Below are 17,227 nucleotides of genomic sequence, written 5' to 3' on the forward strand. Positions count from 1 at the left end.
AGCTTCACGCAAACAAGCCCCGCACACAGCCGTGCAGGGCTTTTGCTTCTTGCTATGTATTACGGATCGACTTTAATCATCGCAAGCAGCTGCGCATATTCGTCAGGCTTCAAATATTGCTGCAATATGGTTTCTATTTGCTTCAATTCTGCTGCTGTTATTCCATCCTCCATTAAAGAAGAGATGGTTTGAATCTCTTTTTGAGGCACGCGTGTTACGAGCATATTGAAAATTTTATTTTTCTCGTCATTGGACAATTGTTCTTTCTTCTTCGTAAACTCCTCGCCGGATACGACGATCTTCTTGCTGTCCTCTCCGCTAATGATCCCGCTTCCCGTTTTGTCCGACTGGGCCTGCCCGCTTTGATGGCCGAAGACGGCAATCGCATCCTCAGGCGGCTTCTTGGTGGTCGAGCCTCCGTCCTTCGGCGTTGAAGATGAAGGGTCGGAGGAACTGCCGTTCCCGTCCGTCGTTCCGGAACCGTTTGGTGCAGACGGATTGGTGGTCGAGGTGCCTGAATCTATCGTTCCCGTTGCAGGGATATCGGCTGCTGAATCGCTTTTGGGCGTGTTAGACGCCACTTTGCGTTGTGAAGGAGAGGACGAGAACCATCCCGCTACCTGCTTACCCATTTGAGAGGTGAATTGAGACCAATTAGGTGTCGCGCTCACCGCAGACTTCAAATTATATTGCTCTAACAGCATATCCGCATAAGTGCTTACCGCCCAAAAAGTAGAGGCTATACAAACCGCAGATGTTATTACAGCGCTAAGAACCAGCTTCACCAACCATTGTAACCCTTTCATATCCCACTACTCCCGTCAGTCTGTTATGCATCTCCCTTCATCAGTATTGACGACATTAGCCAAAAACAACCCTATATTTGCGCAAACTTTGCTGGTCCCTGTCTCATCGTTTCTGGCAATCTAGCGGGTCGGAACACCCAATTTACAAAACTCTGGAAAGTCAAAAAAAGAACCCCCCAATAAACTTGAGAGGTTCCTGATATCTAACACAGATTAGTAAATAGGTCTTACCAAATTCGTCTGCTCACGGTTACGGCCTACTGAGAAAATCGCGATCGGAATGCCTGTAAGCTCGGATACACGCTCTACATAGCGTCTTGCATTAGCAGGGAGATCCTCCAGCTTACGAACGCCGGAAATATCCTCGGACCAGCCCGGAAGCTCTTCATACACCGCTTCACATTCAGCCAGCATATTCAAGCTTGCAGGATAATGCTCAATCACTTCTCCGCGATATTTATAAGCCGTACAAATTTTGACGGTTTCCAGACCTGCCAGAACGTCCAGGGAGTTCAGGGACAAGCCGGTAATTCCGCTTACGCGGCGGGCATGGCGCACAACGACGCTGTCAAACCAGCCGACACGGCGCGGTCTGCCTGTTACCGTACCGTACTCATGGCCTTTCTCACGAATCCAGTTGCCTGTTTCGTTATGCAGCTCTGTAGGGAAAGGACCGTCGCCTACGCGGGTCGTGTACGATTTGGCTACGCCGATGATTTGCTTGATCTTCGTCGGACCTACGCCGGAACCGATGCACACGCCGCCGGCCGAAGGGTTGGACGATGTAACGTAAGGGTAAGTCCCTTGGTCAATGTCCAGCATGACGCCTTGAGCGCCTTCGAACAATACCTTCTTGCCTTCGTCGATCAGATCGTTCAATACGACCGAAGTATCGGTAACATAAGGACGAATGCGTTCAGCGTACCCGAGGTACTCGGCAATAATAGCTTCAGCATCCAGGCCTTCGCCATTGTATACTTGCTTGATCAGAACATTCTTCTCGGCGACCAAAAGACGAACCTTGCGTTCGAATTCCTTGGCGTCCATCAGGTCGGCAATACGGATCCCGTTCCTTGCTGCTTTATCCATGTAGCAAGGGCCGATCCCTTTGCGGGTCGTGCCGATTTTGTTATCGCCCTTGCGCTCCTCTTCCAATCCGTCCAAGAGAAGATGATATGGCATAATCACATGAGCGCGATCACTGATTTTCAAGTTATCCGTCGAGAAGCCATTCTCATGGATATATGCGATTTCTTCCAGCAAAGCACCTGGATTAATAACCATGCCGTTGCCGATGACGCATACTTTATCGTTGTAGAAAATGCCCGATGGAATCATCGTTAATTTATATTTCTTTTCATTGATTAAAATCGTATGGCCAGCGTTGTTACCGCCCTGATAACGTGCTACCACTTCTGCAGATTCAGCGAGGAAATCGGTAATTTTCCCTTTTCCTTCGTCGCCCCATTGGGTTCCTACTACCACTACCGTAGACATGCGCATAACCCCCATCAGGTGAGTTTCACCTTCACCTTTAATTGGCCAAAAGGCCTTAAGCACCAACAATATTTTATCAGTCTACCGCGGCAAAGTCAATAAAAAACGAACAATGCCACAAGGGGCTGTAGCATTGTTCGGAAATCATTCTTATATGCCCTCACATATGTTCCCCGTGCAACAATGTGCGCTTTAACTGGCCGGCTCTTGATGAGTCCGATCCAGTCCGACGAACTTATTGAAGTTTTTCAGGAATGCCAATTCGACGGTGCCCACCGGGCCATTCCGCTGCTTGGCGATAATAATCTCGATAATGTTTTTCTTCTCGGACTCTTTGTCATAGTAGTCGTCGCGGTACAAGAAAGCAACGATATCGGCGTCCTGCTCGATCGAACCGGACTCCCGCAAGTCGGACATCATCGGCCGCTTGTCCTGACGCTGCTCCACGCCCCGGCTGAGCTGCGACAAGGCGATGACAGGAACATCCAGCTCACGGGCGATCTGCTTGAGCGTACGAGAGATCTCGGATACCTCCTGCTGCCGGTTATCTCCTTTTCCCCGTCCATGGATCAGCTGGAGATAATCGATCAGGATCATCCCGAGTCCTTTCTCCTGCTTCAGCCTGCGGCATTTGGCGCGAATATCCGCCACAGTAACCGACGGAGAATCGTCGATATAGATATTGGCCTCGGACAAGGCGCCGATCGCCATCGTCAGCTTCTCCCAGTCATCCGATTCGAGGAAGCCTGTCCGCATGCGGCCCGCGTCCACGTTGGCCTCCGCACAGATCATACGCTGTACGAGCTGGGCCGCGCCCATCTCCAGACTGAAGATGGCGACGGTCTCCTTCTCGCGCACCCCTACGTTCTGCGCGATGTTCAACGCGAACGCCGTCTTCCCTACGGAAGGACGGGCCGCAACAATAATCAAGTCCGAACGTTGAAAGCCGGACGTCATCTTGTCCAAATCCTGAAAGCCCGATTTGACTCCAGTCGCTCCCCCTTTATTGTTATAAAGGAATTCGACCTTATCAAATACCTCCATCAGCACATCGCGTATGGCGATGAAGCCTGTACCCGAGCGGCGCTGCGAAATCTCGAGAATCCGCTTCTCCGCGTCGCTCAGCAGGTCCCCTACGTCATCCGCGGCTGCGTAGCCTTCGGTTACAATGTTCGTTGCGGCGCGAATCAACCGCCGCAGCATCGACTTCTCTTCGACGATCTGCGCATAGTAGTCGATGTTCGCCGCAGTCGGCACCGCATTCGCGAGCTCCGACAAATACTTGATTCCGCCGATTTCCTCCAGCTGCTGCTTGTTCTGCAGCCGCGCCGTCAGCGTAATCAAGTCGATCGGCTCATTCTCCTCCGCCAGCTCGATCATCGATTCGAAGATGCGTTGATGCGAGGTGCGATAGAAGTCATCGCTCGTAATACGCTCCATCGCGGTGACAAGCGAATCGCTGTCAAGCAAAATAGCACCGAGCACTGCCTGCTCGGCTTCCAAATTTTGCGGAGGGATGCGATCCATAAACATGCCTTCGTTCAAGCTCGTCTCCTCCTCAAGTGTTCTTGGGGACAACTTACCGTCGAAGCGCCGAACCTAGAATGGAACGGCGCTTCAATGAAATGGCATGATACCGATATTATTCTTCCGTAGCATGAACCTTCAGCTTCGAGGTCACTTCAGGGTGAAGCTTCACGGCCACTTCCGTTACGCCCAGCGTACGAATCGGCTCATCCATGATAATTTTGCGCTTGTCCAGCTTGATCTTGTGCTGTTTCTCCATCTCTTCGGCTACCTGCTTGCTCGTAATGGCACCGAACAATCGGCCGTCTTTACCGGATTTTGCTTTCAGCTCAACCGTAAGCGACTCCAGCTTTTTGCCAAGCTCAACAGCCTCGGCTTTCTCCTGATCCTTCTTGCGCTGCTCCGCTTTTTTCTGCGTCTCCAACACTTTCATAGAAGATTCGTTCGCAGGTGCAGCCAGCTGCTGCGGAAATAAAAAGTTGTTTGCATAGCCTTCGGATACGTTTTTAACTTCCCCTTTTTTTCCTTGGCCTTTGACATCCTTCAGCAAAATCACTTTCATTCGAAAAGCCCCTCCTCTGCCTCTATCTCACTTAAAATTTGCTTTAATCTTTGTACTGCTTCCTCAATCGTGCCTTCCAGCTGGGTCGCCGCATTGGTCAAATGGCCGCCTCCGCCCATCCGCTCCATAACGACCTGAACGTTCATTTGGCCGAGAGATCTCGCGCTGATGCCGATCAAGCCGTCCGGACGTTCGCTGATAACAAAAGACGCCATGACACCCGTCATAGTTAACAATGTATCAGCTGCCTGCGCAATGAGCAACTGAGAATATTTGCGATTCGGCTCCGTGACCGCCAAAGCGATATGATCATACAGGATGGTCGCATTCTTAATGACCTCCGAGCGCTGAATATAGGCGTCCAGATCCTCCTTGAGAAGGCGCTGGATGAGCGAGGAATCCGCCCCGTTCCGTCTTAAGAAGGACGCGGCCTCGAACGTCCTGGCTCCCGTACGCAGGCTGAAGCTTTTGGTATCCACGACGATGCCTGCAAGCAGCGCCGTCGCCTCCAGCACGCCCATCGTCAGCCGGTCGTTGAAATATTGCAGCAGCTCCGTCACCAGCTCGCAGGTAGATGACGCATATGGCTCCATATAGACCAGCGTCGCATCTTGAATGAATTCCTCGCCGCGGCGGTGATGGTCGACAACGAACTTGCGCTGCGTCAGCTGCAGAAGCTTGGGCTCAGCTACCATGGACGACTTGTGCGTGTCTACGACGACAGCCAGCGTACGTCCGTTCGTGATCTGCATAGCCTGCTCCGGCGTGATAAACCAGCGGTTCAGCTTCTCGTCCTCATAGATCGTGTCCATCAGCTTCTGAATCGAAGGATTGACGCCCTCGAGAACGATATAGCCTTCCTTGTTGCTGACATGAACCGCTTTAAGCACACCGATCGCGGCGCCGATGGAATCCATATCCGGATAGCGGTGGCCCATAATAATAACCTTGTCGCATTCCTTGATCAGATCCCGCAGCGCATGGGAGATAACCCGGGCTCTTACGCGCGTGCGCTTCTCAATGGCGTTGGAGCGGCCTCCATAGAAGGACAGCCTCTCCCCTACCTTGACGGCTACCTGGTCGCCGCCGCGCCCCAGAGCCATATCCAAGCTCGTCTGAGCAAGCTGTCCGAGCTCCGTAAGCGAATCAACGCCCGAAGCGATCCCGATGCTTAACGTGAGCGGCAGCTTGTTTTCAATCGTCAGGTCCCGAACCTCGTCAAGAATTTCGAACCGGGACTGCTCCAACGATTTCAAGCCTTTTTGATTCATCAGAATCAAATAGCGGTCCGATGCGGTACGGCGCAAATGAACGTTGTTTTTCTGCGCCCACTCCGTAATTTCGCCGGTGACTCTCGCCATCATAATGCTGCGCGTCTGGTCATCCATGCCTTGCGTCGCTTCCTCCAGATTGTCCATCATGACAATCCCCATAGCGAGCCGCTCTTCCTCGTATCTCGCGGATAACGTCTTGTAATCGGTAATATCGGTGAAATAATACAGCCTTTCATCCGGCTTGACTTGTACAAGATAGATGCATTTCCCGACCGTTATCTCAACCTTCAGATCCTTGTCCTTGCGCGTCTTTAGTGCCGGGAACAGTTCATGGACGGACTCGCCGATCAATGTCTCTTTTCCCAGCATTTTCGCCACGAACGGGTTGTGCCACTCCACGACCTTCTCTTCGTTATAGAGGAGAATGCCGATGGGCAGCTCATGAATCACCTCGTTGCCCGCCTTCTTGATCCGGTGGGACAACGTGGTTACATAGTGATTGAAATCATTACGAAAGGCCTGCTCCGCCTTCAGCGTGAAATAGGCCAATACCCCGCATAGAAACAAGGCGATCACACTGATCACCCATTGGTAAATCATCAAAATAAATATCAAAACGGTCAAAAGAGCAAATATCCATACGATATGCAAGCCGTGCCATCGCTTTAACAGGAACTTTGGCATTCCACTCGCCCCTAATCCATCATTATTTTCGCGTCATACGTTCACGGATCGGAAACGCTACGTCAAAAACCCCGAGCATGCTGAAAATAAAATAAGCTGGCGGAAAAATTAGCAGCAGTACAATGCCGGCAATAGGCAAGGTCCGATTCCAGCGATTCATATGGGCCACGAAAAACAAAAACGCCAGAGCTTGAATTGCAAAAGCTGCCGTCAGCAAAGGAAGCAGATTGATCAATATGGTGAAAAAGATCGAGTTCGTGTCTTTGACGAAAAACTCCATAAACAAGGCAATCATATAGTACCAGACAAAGGAACGCGGCAGCATCCACTCCCGCATCGGCTTAAACGCCGGAATAGACTCGCCGGAGCGGTTCAATATTTTTCTGGACAGCCAATGCGCTATCACGACAAGCACTAACGAGATGCAGATCATATAGAGCGGCAGCATCTGGCTCATCAGCTGAATCAGCATATCCTGATCCAGTGCGATCATACCCTTGAGCTGATCCGGCAGCGTGTTGATGCTTTCCTGCATGAATTGCTTGATTTTATCAATCAAATTGAAGCCGAACAAATAGCTGACGACCAAGCTTAACAGAAGCTCAGCCAACAAGGTCACCGTTCCTGCAGTCAATACCGTGCGGGCAGGAGCCCTCTTTTTATACAAATTCCCCATTTGAATCACGGGCGGCAAAAAGAACAGTGACATGGATACCAACAGGATGCCTGCCCATCCCCCGAGAACCGAGGAGGTAAGCACATAGACAATGGCCAGGCTCACGCCGTAATGCAGCAGAAACCGCTTCGTATCCAGCTTTACGAACTGTACAATTACCGGGATCATCAATAAACAAAATGTAACGATACTAAGCGGTGTAATCACCGAAAGGAGCAATAAGATCGTCGCTACGCTCCAGCCGAGCATTCGTACGGAACCTTTCCCCAACACCTTCACCTCTTACGCAAATGTTCTTCCAAAGCGGATATATCGCCATACCATTCCTCTAACTGATGTCCATCTTGCCTATGCTTCTTCATTTTCTCCAAAACCGCTTCGTCTAAACTGCGCAATGAGATGCCGAGACGCCTTCCGAGAATATAGCAGCAGGCTACCAGACTTGCCAGACCGTCTACTATTTTATGATGGCTGCCTTCCCAAATGCCTTTTAACAAATGTGCCATCTGATCGACGATTTCCGTTTTGAGCCATTCAATGATCTTGGCCCGCTTTGCCAAATCCATTTCCCGATCCATAAGGGATAACCGCCTTTCTTTTAGGCTGACACTTTAGATAATTATACCACAATTCTAAACCTTTTGTTCGGCCAGCCAAAGTTTGAAGCAATAATCAATGATCTCTCTTCTGCGGATAATGCCGATAAAAACCTCGTTATCATCTATAACAGGGACGTAGTTCTGGTTGGTTGCGAGAGTGATCAAATCCTGCATCTGCTGGTCAATGCGAACCGGTTTAATGTTCATATGCTGCGAGACATCCTTCAGCTGGACCTTATGCGTATTCTCGAATCCAATCTCCGGAGAATGCTTCAGCTTCCAGAGCAAATCGCCCTCGGTAATGTTCCCTACATACTTGCCGTTTTCATCCACCAGCGGAACTGCAGAATAACGGTGGTATTCCATTCGCTCCAATGCCTGGCGCATCGTAGAATGAGGGGATAAATAAATGACATCCTCCTTAGGCAGTAGAAAAAAAGCGATATTCACTTTGAAGCCACCCTTTCCAATCTAAACTTCCTTGGTGCGATCCCTTTTATCATACACTATGATTCGGAAGGAAGATATACAACGACCTTCTGAAGCTCCTTCTCTATTTTACCAAAAGAATAGGGACGCTTCATCCCTGCCTTCCCTGCTGCTCCGGCCGCCCGCGAATAAGGCCCGCAACAAGACCTCTTCATATGAAATAAACGGTCTCTGTTTTATAGTATAAAAGGTTTCCAGAATGAGGACGCCCTTTTTCTCAAAAAACCGCCCTTATCCTGATCAGCATATTGGAAAAAACGGGTTTTATGTCATTTCTTACGCAAATAAAAAAAGACAGCCGGTTTCCCAACTGTCTTCTTCGGTACAACAATTACTCCGTTGTGTATGGCAGCAACGCAACTTGACGGGAGCGTTTGATCGCAATCGTCAACATACGTTGGTACTTAGCGGAAGTACCAGTGACACGACGCGGAAGAATTTTACCGCGTTCGCTGATGAACTTCTTCAGCGTTTCGATGTCTTTATAGTCAATGTGTTTGATTTTGTTTACAGTAAAGTAACACACTTTACGGCGCTTTCCGCCTTTTTTTCCACCACGACCGCCGAATTTACGCTCGCCGCGCTCTTCGCCGCCGTTGTCTCTCTTTTGGAAACTCATCGTATTCAGTCCTTTCTGCGTTAGAATGGCAATATTGAAGAACGTACACTGTGTAATTCCCCAATACTCCTTGTTCTAATTGAGTTTTTATTGATTACACACACGTCCCTGTGTAAACCGTGAATTCACTTTTCTTAAATTACCACAAATACGTCTAAAAATCAAATGTTTAAATCGGACCTTGTTCCGCCTCGGTAATTGTACTTATACAACCACCTCGGTATATATACTAATGGTGGGGTACAGTCCCCTCCTTGCATTTAGAGCAAATAGGCTACCACGATTGGTAGTTCTGGTAGTCTATTTGTCTCTCCAGAACTAAACATGCAGAATTTAAACTTTCCCAGACGAGAGATGCATATGTAAATTTTTGTACTAAGCCCTCGTTGTCCCTGTTATTTTTCATACTCTAAGAATTTAGCTGTTTATGATTATTCGCTTTGCCATTACTGCCAATTTCAACATAATATACGCTAACGTTCCGTAGACGGTTTCCTGTTCTTCATCCTCTCCTTCGGCGATACTTTATTTCGGAGCGAAACCATGCAGCAACAGCAGCTCATATGTCGCAAGGATGCCATTAGAGTCGCCGTATCGCGTCTCGTAGTGCTGGAACATGTCGTGAAAAAGGCGGCGTAGGCCGATCCGGCCGGAAGGGGAGGCTACCGAGGCGCTGGCGCCGATCGCTTTTATCGCATGGAGAAAATCGCGCACCGTCGGGTACCGTTCGATGCGGACGTTTTGGCGGCGCTGCGGATTCATAAACCCGGCTGCGGCCAGCATTGCGTTCCACTCCTTAGCTGTATGCAGCGGCAGGCCGTGGCGCTGCGGCTTCAGGCCCTGCGCACGGTAAGCAAGCTCGAATGCGGTATGCAGCTCTCGAAACGTCTCCGCTCCGAACGTCGTGAATGCCAGCATTCCGCCTGGACGCAGCAGCCGCTTGAGCTCGCATAGTGTCTCCTGCGGGTGGGCAAGCCATTGGAAACAGGCGTTCGACACAATGAGTTCGAAGCTTCCGCAGGCCGCTTGTCGCGTCCAGGCTTCTACATCGGCAACCAGGAATTGTATATCCGGATTCAATCGTTTCTGGGTGGGGACCGCTGCACGAAGCCGGCGTTTCGCCGCCTCCAGCATGGCAGGCGCAACGTCAAGCGCCGTGATTTCGGCATTCGGCCAAACGTTCCGCAGCATGAGAGTTAGCGCCCCGGTGCCGCAGCCGATCTCCAATATTTTCGCATTTTCCATGTGGTTCCATGCGTCGCGCCCAATAACAAACTCCGCAAGCGATTCGGCCATGGCCCGCTGCACATGGGCATGCGCATCGTAATCTCCTGCGGCGCTTCGGCTAAAGCGGCGCCGTATCGTATCCAGTCTATCGCTCATACCACCAGCTCCTTATGGCATCGGCCACCTCCGTCTCCCGTCCCAGAAAAGGGGCATGGCCGCCATCTTCCACCGCAAGCAGTGACGCCCGCGGCAGCGACTTATGAAGCTCCTTCGCTGCGCCGAACGGACAAACGATGTCGTCCTGGCCGTGAACGACAAGCACGGGACATGCGATACCCGGCAGCAGCGGCCTGCAGTCCTCGTGTCTGAGCAGTTCCAGCCCGGCCAGCAACGCTTGGTTCGGCCACCGGCCAGCCGCAGGAAGCATCTCGTGGATGCCGCGTTCTAGCTCGCGCGGCGTAAAGAGGTTTTTGTGAAAATTCCACTCGACCGCAGCGCGGTCGTGCTTCAGAGCCGAACTCATCTGCCTGAGATAAGCGTCGGGCCAGCCGAGATCCGTTTCGCCTCTTGGGCGGATGAAGCGGGCGGTTGAGCCTAGCAGCACGAGACCTTCCGCTCCAAGCTCTCCGGCCAGTCTTAACGCCAGCAGCCCACCGAGCGACCACCCGGCGATCAGGAGCGACCCGTCGGACGCCTGACGACAAGCGTGCGCCGCAACTTTCGCAATTACGTGCATCTGCTCCGGTGTTTTGGCATCATAATAATGGGCTACGCTATGCCGCCACTCCGGCAGCCGGCTACGCAGTTGATCCCTCAGCGGATTGAACACGTCATCGTCGATACTCCATCCGGTGAGCCACAATATCGTACCGCAGCTATTCACCAGCCGTCACCCCCAGTGTCCGGCCTATTTCGCATATGCGGGCGGCGGCATCGGTTAGTTCGTCGTCGGTATGAGCGGCTGACAGCGAAAAGCGGATGCGCGCCGTCCCGGCGGGCACGGTTGGCGGCCTAATCGCCACAGCGGCAATACCGGCAACGTCGAGCGCTTCGCTGAAACGGAGGGCCGCGGCGTTGTCTCCGGCGATGAGCGGGACGATCGGCGAGTCGCCGCTTTCGGTGCGGAAGCCGACATTCGCAAGTGCGGAGCGAAAGCTGACGCTTGCTGCGACAAGCCGCTTACGCCCTTCATGCTCCGCCTGTACGAGCTCGAGCGCCCGCAGAATACCTGCTATCACATGCGTCGGCAAGGCCGTGGAGTAAATGAGCATCCGCGCTTTGTTCGTCAGCCAGCGGATCAGCGTTTTGCTGCCGCTGACGTAAGCGCCGTAGACGCCGAACGCTTTGCTGAAGGTGCCCATATGCACATCGACGTCGCGGTGTACGCCTAGCGCATGGCAGAGCCCCTCGCCATAAGAGCCGTAGAGGCCTCCGCTGTGCGCCTCGTCGACCATCAGTATCGCCCCGTACTCGCGCTTGAGTTCCGCGAGCTCCCAAAGCCGGGCCGCGTCGCCATCCATCGAGAAGACGGCGTCGGTGACGATCAGCTTGCGCCGTGCGCTGCGGTGCTTCTCCAGCAGCCATCGCAAGTGCTCCATGTCATTGTGGCGGTACCGGGCATGCTCGGCGCGGCTCAATATGATGCCGTCGACGATGCTCGCGTGGTTAATCCGGTCGCTGAATACGATGTCCCCCCGTCCGGCGAGCGCGCTGATTACGCCGCAGTTTGCCGTATAACCGCTTGAGAATACAAGGGCCGACTCGCACTGCTGCCATTCGGCAAGCGCCTGCTCCAACCGGCCGAATTGCGGCCGATTTCCGGTCACGAGGCGGGACGCTCCCGCACCCGAGCCGCTGCCCGTGTCCAGCGCATTTCGCATCGCTTCGGTAATGGCCGGATGTTGCGACAGACCAAGGTAGTCGTTGCCAGACAAGTTCAGCAGCGTCCGACCGCCGCGAATTATCCAGCCCGGCCGTCCGGGAACAGGCGAGGAGCAGCGGAGCGTTCTTTCCAGCGCCTGCTCCGCCAGCGTCCCGAGCTCTTCTTCCATCCATCTCATGCGTATCACCACTCCCCGCCTCAAAGGGCGCACTCTTCGATTTCAAAACCCAAATCTTCGATAATTTGGTGGTCGGCCGTCACTTCCTGGCCTGCCGTCGTCAAATAATCGCCGACAAAAAGCGAATTGGCCGCGTAGAGCGAAAGCGGCTGAAGCGAGCGAAGATTCACTTCCCGGCCGCCCGCGACGCGGATTTCCTTGGACGGGCAGATGAAGCGGAACAGCGCCAGCACTTTGAGTGACTTCATGGCCGGCGTGCGGCCCGCATTTTCGAGCGGCGTGCCCGGGATGGCATTCAGAAAGTTAATCGGTATGGAGTCCGCATCCAGTTCGCGAAGGGCGCAAGCCATCTCGATAATTTCCTCGTTTGTTTCGCCCATGCCGATAATGACGCCCGAGCAGGGCGACATCCCGTGCGTTTTCACTTTTTCGACCGTTTCGACCCGCTGATTATAGGTATGTGTCGTCGTGATCGACGAGTAGTTAGCTTTGCTAGTGTTCAGATTGTGGTTGTACCGGTGAACGCCGGCTTCCGCCAGCTTCTCGGCTTGGCCGTCCTTCAAAATGCCGAGGCACGCGCATATTTTGAGCGGCATCGTTTCGCGGATTTCTTTGACCGCCTCGACGACCTGCTCGAGCTCCTTGTCGGTAGGACCTTTGCCCGCCGCCACGATACAGTAGGTGCCAGCCTTACGGCTCATTGCTTCGCGCGCACCGGCCAGCAGCGTCTCCTTGTCAAGCAGCGTATATTTCTTGATGGGGGCCGTCGAGACGCTCGATTGCGAGCAGTAGCCGCAGTCCTCCGGACAGAGACCGCTTTTGGCGTTGATGATCATGTTGAGCTTTACTTTTTTGCCGTAAAAGTGCTTGCGCACCAAAAAGGCCGCCTGCAAAATCGGCAGCACCTCATCGTTGTCCGATTCCAGCACCGCAAGGCCTTCCTCCTGCGTCAGGCATTCTCCGTTCAGTGCCTTATGTGCCAGCTTCCGCCAATCCTTCTCCGCTGCGAACGTTATCACTGCAGATCTTCCTCTCCATTTTCAGTATGTACGTACCGAGCAGCCGAAAAAGCCGAGACCGCTGAGACCCCTTCCCTCAGCGTCGTCAAATTCAACATACGCCGGGCGATATCCGCGAGCTCCTGCGGACCGGGCTCATGCACAAGGCGAGGAAAACGGCCGAGAACTTTGAGCCCGCCGTACATTTCGATCAGCTCGGCATTGCTGGTAACACTCGGATCATCCGCTCCGCCTGTGGCAGGGTTGTCCGCGCCGTCATTCAGCACAACGCCGGCGATGGCCAGACCGAGCTGCCGCAAGTACGCGGCGGTGAGCAGCGTATGGTTGACTGTTCCCAGTCCCGAACGGGCGACGATCAGCACTGGCAAAGCGAGCCGCGTGGCCCAGTCCGCCACAAACGCATCTTCCGTAAGGGGCACAGCGACGCCGCCGGCCCCTTCGATGAGCAGTGCGTCATAGCGCCGCACAAGCGGCTCGCCCGCTTCGCGCAGTGCCGCAAGCGTCAGCTCGACGCCTTCGCTCCGGGCGGCGAGCAGCGGTGTGAGCGGAGCGGCGAAAGTGAACGGCGCCACGGCCTCAGGCCGATCGTCGATGCCGCTGGCGCGCAGCAGCCGTTCAGCGTCGGTAACACCGCTTCCGAGCGGAGCGCCGGACTGCACCGGCTTCCAGACGCCGACGTTCAGTCCATCCGCGCGCAGCGCGGCGGCGATCGCCGCCGTCACAATCGTTTTGCCGACACCGGTATCGGTGCCTGTGACGAAAAACCCACGCAGCCCGCTCGTGTTCATCCGTCCCAGCCCCCCTCGGTCACGTCGCGGATGGAGGTCGCGAGGATGTCCGTCATCTCATCCAGCTCATCTTCCGTGCTTGCGAGAGGCGGGATGAAAACGACGACGTTCCCGAGCGGCCTCGTCAGCATGCCAAGCTCGCGGGCGCGCAGCGAGGTGCGGACTCCAATCCGTTCCGCCCAGTCGTAAGTCTCCTTCGAGGCATTATCCCTGACCAACTCAATACCGACGAGCAGACCCTTCTGGCGTATGTCGCCGACGTGCGGCCAATCCGCGAGCGGCGCGAGCTTGCGCGCCACCAGCTCGGCTTTGGTCCGGACGCCATCGACCGTGCGGCGTTCCTCCATCAGCCGCAGGCTGGCGAGCGCGACCGCGCAGCCGAGCGGATTGCCGCTGTAGGAGTGGCCATGGAAGAACGTCTTCCGTTCCTCGTAACCCGCGTAGAAGGCGTCGTATATCTCATCCGTCGCCAGCGTGGCGGCCACCGGCAAGTATCCGCCCGTAAGCCCTTTGCCGACGACCAGCAAATCCGGCGACACGCCCTCCAGCTCGCAGGCGAACATGGCTCCGGTTCGGCCGAAGCCTGTCGCGACTTCGTCGGCGATCAGCAGGACGCCGTATTTGCGGCAAAGCGCCGCGATTTCACGTAGGCAGCCTTCCGGCATGACGATAATGCCGCCGGCCCCCTGCACGATCGGCTCCACGATCATTGCGGTGGTTTCTTCGGCATGCGCCGCCAGCATGTCGCGTAGCGCGCCAAGCGTTTCCTCCATCGCCCCTGCAGTACCACCGGGATGACGGTAACCGTAAGGGTACGGAATGATACGCGAAGGGAACAGCATCGGGCGGAATACTTCGTGATAAAGCGGAATCGCGCCGACGCTGACGGCGCCGATCGTATCGCCGTGGTAAGCCTCTTTCATCGTTATGAACGAATGCTTCCCGCGCACACCGCGGTTATGCCAGTATTGGAAAGCCATTTTAAGCGCAATCTCGACGCCGGTCGCTCCGGCATCGGAATAAAAAACTTTCGTCAATCCCGGCGGCGCGATTTCCGCCAGCTTCGCCGCCAGCTCGATGGCCGGCACATTGGCCATGCCGAGAAGCGTGGAATGGGCGACGCGGCCAAGCTGCTCCTCGATCGCCCGGTTCAATTCCGGGACATTGTGCCCGTGCACATTTAACCACACGGACGAAAACCCGTCGTAATACGAGCGCCCCTGCACGTCGTACACTTTGACACCTTCGCCACGCTCAATAATGAGCGGGTCTGAATTGACGTAGTCTTTCATCTGCGTAAAAGGATGCCATAGATGGGCCTTGTTCATCGCTGCAAGCTGACCATACGTCGCTGCCACAGCCAATCACTCTCCATTCGCTTTGAGGATTGTCAACCTTACATCTTTAGAAAGGTTGACAATTATGCTATGGCCATTTTAGCAATTCGCAGGAATCCTGTAAACATATTGTTAACCTAGTAGAGCGATCATTGGTTAACAAATCCCGACTCAAGCAGATCCAGTACAAGAACCGTTGGAGTGGATTCTCAACAGCATTGTTCCGATACTCATAGTAATATCAGTTCGCTTTTGCCTTTTGGCTGCTTTTTCTCAAAGGCATGAATCACTCCACTATTGATCACCACGTGACTTTCATTGATGATCCCTTCTTGCTTGCAGCGTTCCAGATGAAATGGCCCACCGGCTTTGCTGTCCGAAATGCCAGCACACGCGCTTACGAAATTACACCACGTAAACTTCCGCTTTACGAATCTGCCAGTTGTGGGCATCAAACGACCGTAATCGCGGATACGATCTTTGAAAAAACGCGAACCGATTTACTGAAGTGGTTCTGGGCCATTTATTTGATCGGCCACGATAAACGCGGTATTTCGGCCACTCAACTTTCCGAAGAATTGGAAGTCGCTTATCAGACTGCTCCGGGGCATCGAACACAAAATCCGTAAGGCGATGAGCGACCTTGATGCGTCCTATACGTTGCCGGCATCGTGGAGTTGGATGAAGCTTTATTCGGGGCGCCCTCGCAAGACGGGAAGCGCGGGCGCGGAACGGAGCAAACTCCCCGTATTGGTAGCACTGTCGCTCGACAAGAAAGGCTTCCCGAAAACACCTCAAAATGCAAGTCATCCCTGACGTGAAAGGGATGACGCTTGTTGACTTCGCCCAGAAATATATTGAAGAAGGAGCGACGATAGCCAAGTGACGGTTATCATACATACTGCGCCCTGGAAAAAGAACGCTTTAAACACCTCGCGAAAAAATACGAATTAGCCACGAGATGAAGGGCGAAATGTTCAATCGGCTTGTCAAATGCTGTGTGTCGACGAAGACGAATACCTATCTTGAGCTAGTTGGATAATCAAATCTTTATATTATCACAGATTAGGTTACAAACGGATCCGCTTTTTCCCCAACTCCCCCAACTCCAAAATCCCTAATCAGAAAGGCGAAAAAAATCCCGCCTAATGAAGGCAGGATCTTCATTCAATCAACTCTGGGCATTTGGAAAAATTCGCTGAACCATATCGCTAAATTCCTTGAAAAATCCGCTAACGGGTCTTCCTTGCGCAACATCGCTCACGTATCGGTTCACGTGTTCCACAAAATTGGGATTCGTGGATACATACACATTTTTAATGGTCGGATCCGTCGCCTTGACTTGCTGGGCAATTCGGCTTTCTATTTCCGGGGTTAACTGGCCCTGATTCGTATCCAACGTTGCCGCCACATAGGCGTTATTTTGAGTAACGAGAACATTCGCCTTCCGCACGCCGGGAATCTGAGTTATCTTATCCGCCGCTTGTTGCGCAATTCGAATGCGGTTATCGACGTTCTGCGGCATTTGATTTGGAGCCTGCTGCGTTCTTACCTCTTGCGTTTTCACTTGATTGTTTTGGTTGTTTCGCTGATTCGTGCATCCTGTCGTAAGAACCGGCACCATAACAAGCAGTAAAACTACGCTCTTCATTCTAGCTGTGTTTGAAAACATATCTAGCTCCTTTGCTGACGTTTTTTATATTATGGTTCAACAATTCAAGTTTCATGCGGGAGTGCAATTCCTTTTTGCAACCAGAAAAGCGACGGACAAATGTCCGCCGCTAAAAGCTTACCCTGTTGGGCTTTTATTCGGGTTATCCAGGCATTACAGGTGAGCGTTACTCCTAGTTCTTTACACAAATCGTCATAAATCTGTTCTCTAGGATGCTCGTCTATGAAATGTCTTGTAAGAAATTCATACCATACCTGGTCAAAAGGAACATTTCCCCCATGAACGAAACGAAGGGTCATCCAGCGATCCAATAATTTCATACGGAATTTTTCCAGTTCAGCACCTCGCTCCAAGTGATAATCTTCTCTCAAGCAACCTCTTCCGGTCGAGG

General features: G+C 53.1%; 18 protein-coding genes. 1 reads left to right on the forward strand and 17 read right to left on the reverse strand.

Translation table 11 applies throughout. The features are described 5' to 3' along the window. Nucleotides 1-59: 59 nt before the first annotated feature. The 15 genes from B1728_RS16730 to bioA form a co-directional block, all read right to left on the reverse strand. Entirely contained in the window at nucleotides 60-806 is a 747-nt protein-coding gene (locus B1728_RS16730; protein WP_079911372.1) for a hypothetical protein, read from the reverse strand. 213 nt (nucleotides 807-1,019) lie between these two features. Next, on the reverse strand, nucleotides 1,020-2,303 hold the full coding sequence (locus tag B1728_RS16735) for an adenylosuccinate synthase (RefSeq protein ID WP_079911373.1): 1,284 nt from the start codon (nucleotides 2,301-2,303) through the stop codon (nucleotides 1,020-1,022). A 192-nt stretch (nucleotides 2,304-2,495) separates the two neighbouring features. Further along, entirely contained in the window at nucleotides 2,496-3,836 is a 1,341-nt protein-coding gene (gene dnaB / locus B1728_RS16740; protein WP_179136058.1) for a replicative DNA helicase, read from the reverse strand. A 109-nt stretch (nucleotides 3,837-3,945) separates the two neighbouring features. Beyond that, on the reverse strand, nucleotides 3,946-4,392 hold the full coding sequence (gene rplI, locus B1728_RS16745) for a 50S ribosomal protein L9 (RefSeq protein WP_079911375.1): 447 nt from the start codon (nucleotides 4,390-4,392) through the stop codon (nucleotides 3,946-3,948). Beyond that, nucleotides 4,389-6,350: a DHH family phosphoesterase gene (locus B1728_RS16750; RefSeq protein WP_079911376.1), complete on the reverse strand. Its 1,962-nt coding sequence runs from the start codon at nucleotides 6,348-6,350 to the stop codon at nucleotides 4,389-4,391. The genes rplI and B1728_RS16750 overlap by 4 nt, the downstream gene beginning before the upstream one ends. Before the next feature lie 22 nt (nucleotides 6,351-6,372). Continuing rightward, a complete protein-coding gene (locus B1728_RS16755) occupies nucleotides 6,373-7,296 on the reverse strand; it encodes a DUF2232 domain-containing protein (protein WP_256865381.1) in 924 nt (307 codons plus the stop codon). A 5-nt stretch (nucleotides 7,297-7,301) separates the two neighbouring features. Next, entirely contained in the window at nucleotides 7,302-7,604 is a 303-nt protein-coding gene (locus tag B1728_RS16760) for a MazG-like family protein (protein ID WP_079911378.1), read from the reverse strand. A 54-nt stretch (nucleotides 7,605-7,658) separates the two neighbouring features. Beyond that, complete coding sequence (locus B1728_RS16765; protein WP_079911379.1) at nucleotides 7,659-8,075, reverse strand: CBS domain-containing protein; 417 nt, start codon at nucleotides 8,073-8,075, stop codon at nucleotides 7,659-7,661. 370 nt (nucleotides 8,076-8,445) lie between these two features. Beyond that, a complete protein-coding gene (gene rpsR / locus B1728_RS16770; protein WP_079911380.1) occupies nucleotides 8,446-8,733 on the reverse strand; it encodes a 30S ribosomal protein S18 in 288 nt (95 codons plus the stop codon). A 525-nt stretch (nucleotides 8,734-9,258) separates the two neighbouring features. Then, on the reverse strand, nucleotides 9,259-10,116 hold the full coding sequence (gene bioC, locus B1728_RS16775) for a malonyl-ACP O-methyltransferase BioC (RefSeq protein WP_079911381.1): 858 nt from the start codon (nucleotides 10,114-10,116) through the stop codon (nucleotides 9,259-9,261). Continuing rightward, a complete protein-coding gene (locus B1728_RS16780) occupies nucleotides 10,106-10,843 on the reverse strand; it encodes an alpha/beta fold hydrolase (protein WP_079911382.1) in 738 nt (245 codons plus the stop codon). The genes bioC and B1728_RS16780 overlap by 11 nt, the downstream gene beginning before the upstream one ends. Then, on the reverse strand, nucleotides 10,836-12,020 hold the full coding sequence (bioF, locus tag B1728_RS16785; RefSeq protein WP_079911383.1) for an 8-amino-7-oxononanoate synthase: 1,185 nt from the start codon (nucleotides 12,018-12,020) through the stop codon (nucleotides 10,836-10,838). Before bioF ends, B1728_RS16780 begins: the two co-directional genes overlap by 8 nt. Before the next feature lie 20 nt (nucleotides 12,021-12,040). Next, nucleotides 12,041-13,039 (reverse strand): biotin synthase BioB, encoded by a 999-nt coding sequence (gene bioB, locus B1728_RS16790; RefSeq protein ID WP_481752835.1) that lies wholly within the window; start codon nucleotides 13,037-13,039, stop codon nucleotides 12,041-12,043. Further along, the gene (gene bioD, locus B1728_RS16795; protein ID WP_079911384.1) at nucleotides 13,036-13,827 is read right to left on the reverse strand and encodes a dethiobiotin synthase; all 792 of its coding nucleotides are present in this window, start codon (nucleotides 13,825-13,827) and stop codon (nucleotides 13,036-13,038) included. The genes bioB and bioD overlap by 4 nt, the downstream gene beginning before the upstream one ends. Continuing rightward, nucleotides 13,824-15,155 (reverse strand): adenosylmethionine--8-amino-7-oxononanoate transaminase, encoded by a 1,332-nt coding sequence (gene bioA / locus B1728_RS16800; protein WP_218672306.1) that lies wholly within the window; start codon nucleotides 15,153-15,155, stop codon nucleotides 13,824-13,826. The genes bioD and bioA overlap by 4 nt, the downstream gene beginning before the upstream one ends. Nucleotides 15,156-15,514: 359 nt before the next feature. On the opposite strand from bioA, the gene B1728_RS36310 reads away from it, so the two are divergent. Next, a complete protein-coding gene (locus B1728_RS36310) occupies nucleotides 15,515-15,793 on the forward strand; it encodes a hypothetical protein (protein WP_179136052.1) in 279 nt (92 codons plus the stop codon). Nucleotides 15,794-16,335: 542 nt separating this feature from the next. Here B1728_RS36310 and B1728_RS16810 read toward each other — a convergent pair. Further along, nucleotides 16,336-16,836, reverse strand: a complete 501-nt coding sequence (locus B1728_RS16810) for a YhcN/YlaJ family sporulation lipoprotein (RefSeq protein WP_079911387.1) — start codon at nucleotides 16,834-16,836, stop codon at nucleotides 16,336-16,338. A gap of 44 nt (nucleotides 16,837-16,880) precedes the next feature. Beyond that, the gene (locus B1728_RS16815) at nucleotides 16,881-17,207 is read right to left on the reverse strand and encodes a hypothetical protein (protein ID WP_079911388.1); all 327 of its coding nucleotides are present in this window, start codon (nucleotides 17,205-17,207) and stop codon (nucleotides 16,881-16,883) included. Between the last annotated feature and the right edge of the window lie 20 nt (nucleotides 17,208-17,227).

The sequence above is a fragment of the Paenibacillus sp. 32352 genome (assembly GCF_002042965.1).
Taxonomy (GTDB): domain Bacteria; phylum Bacillota; class Bacilli; order Paenibacillales; family NBRC-103111; genus Paenibacillus_S; species Paenibacillus_S vulneris.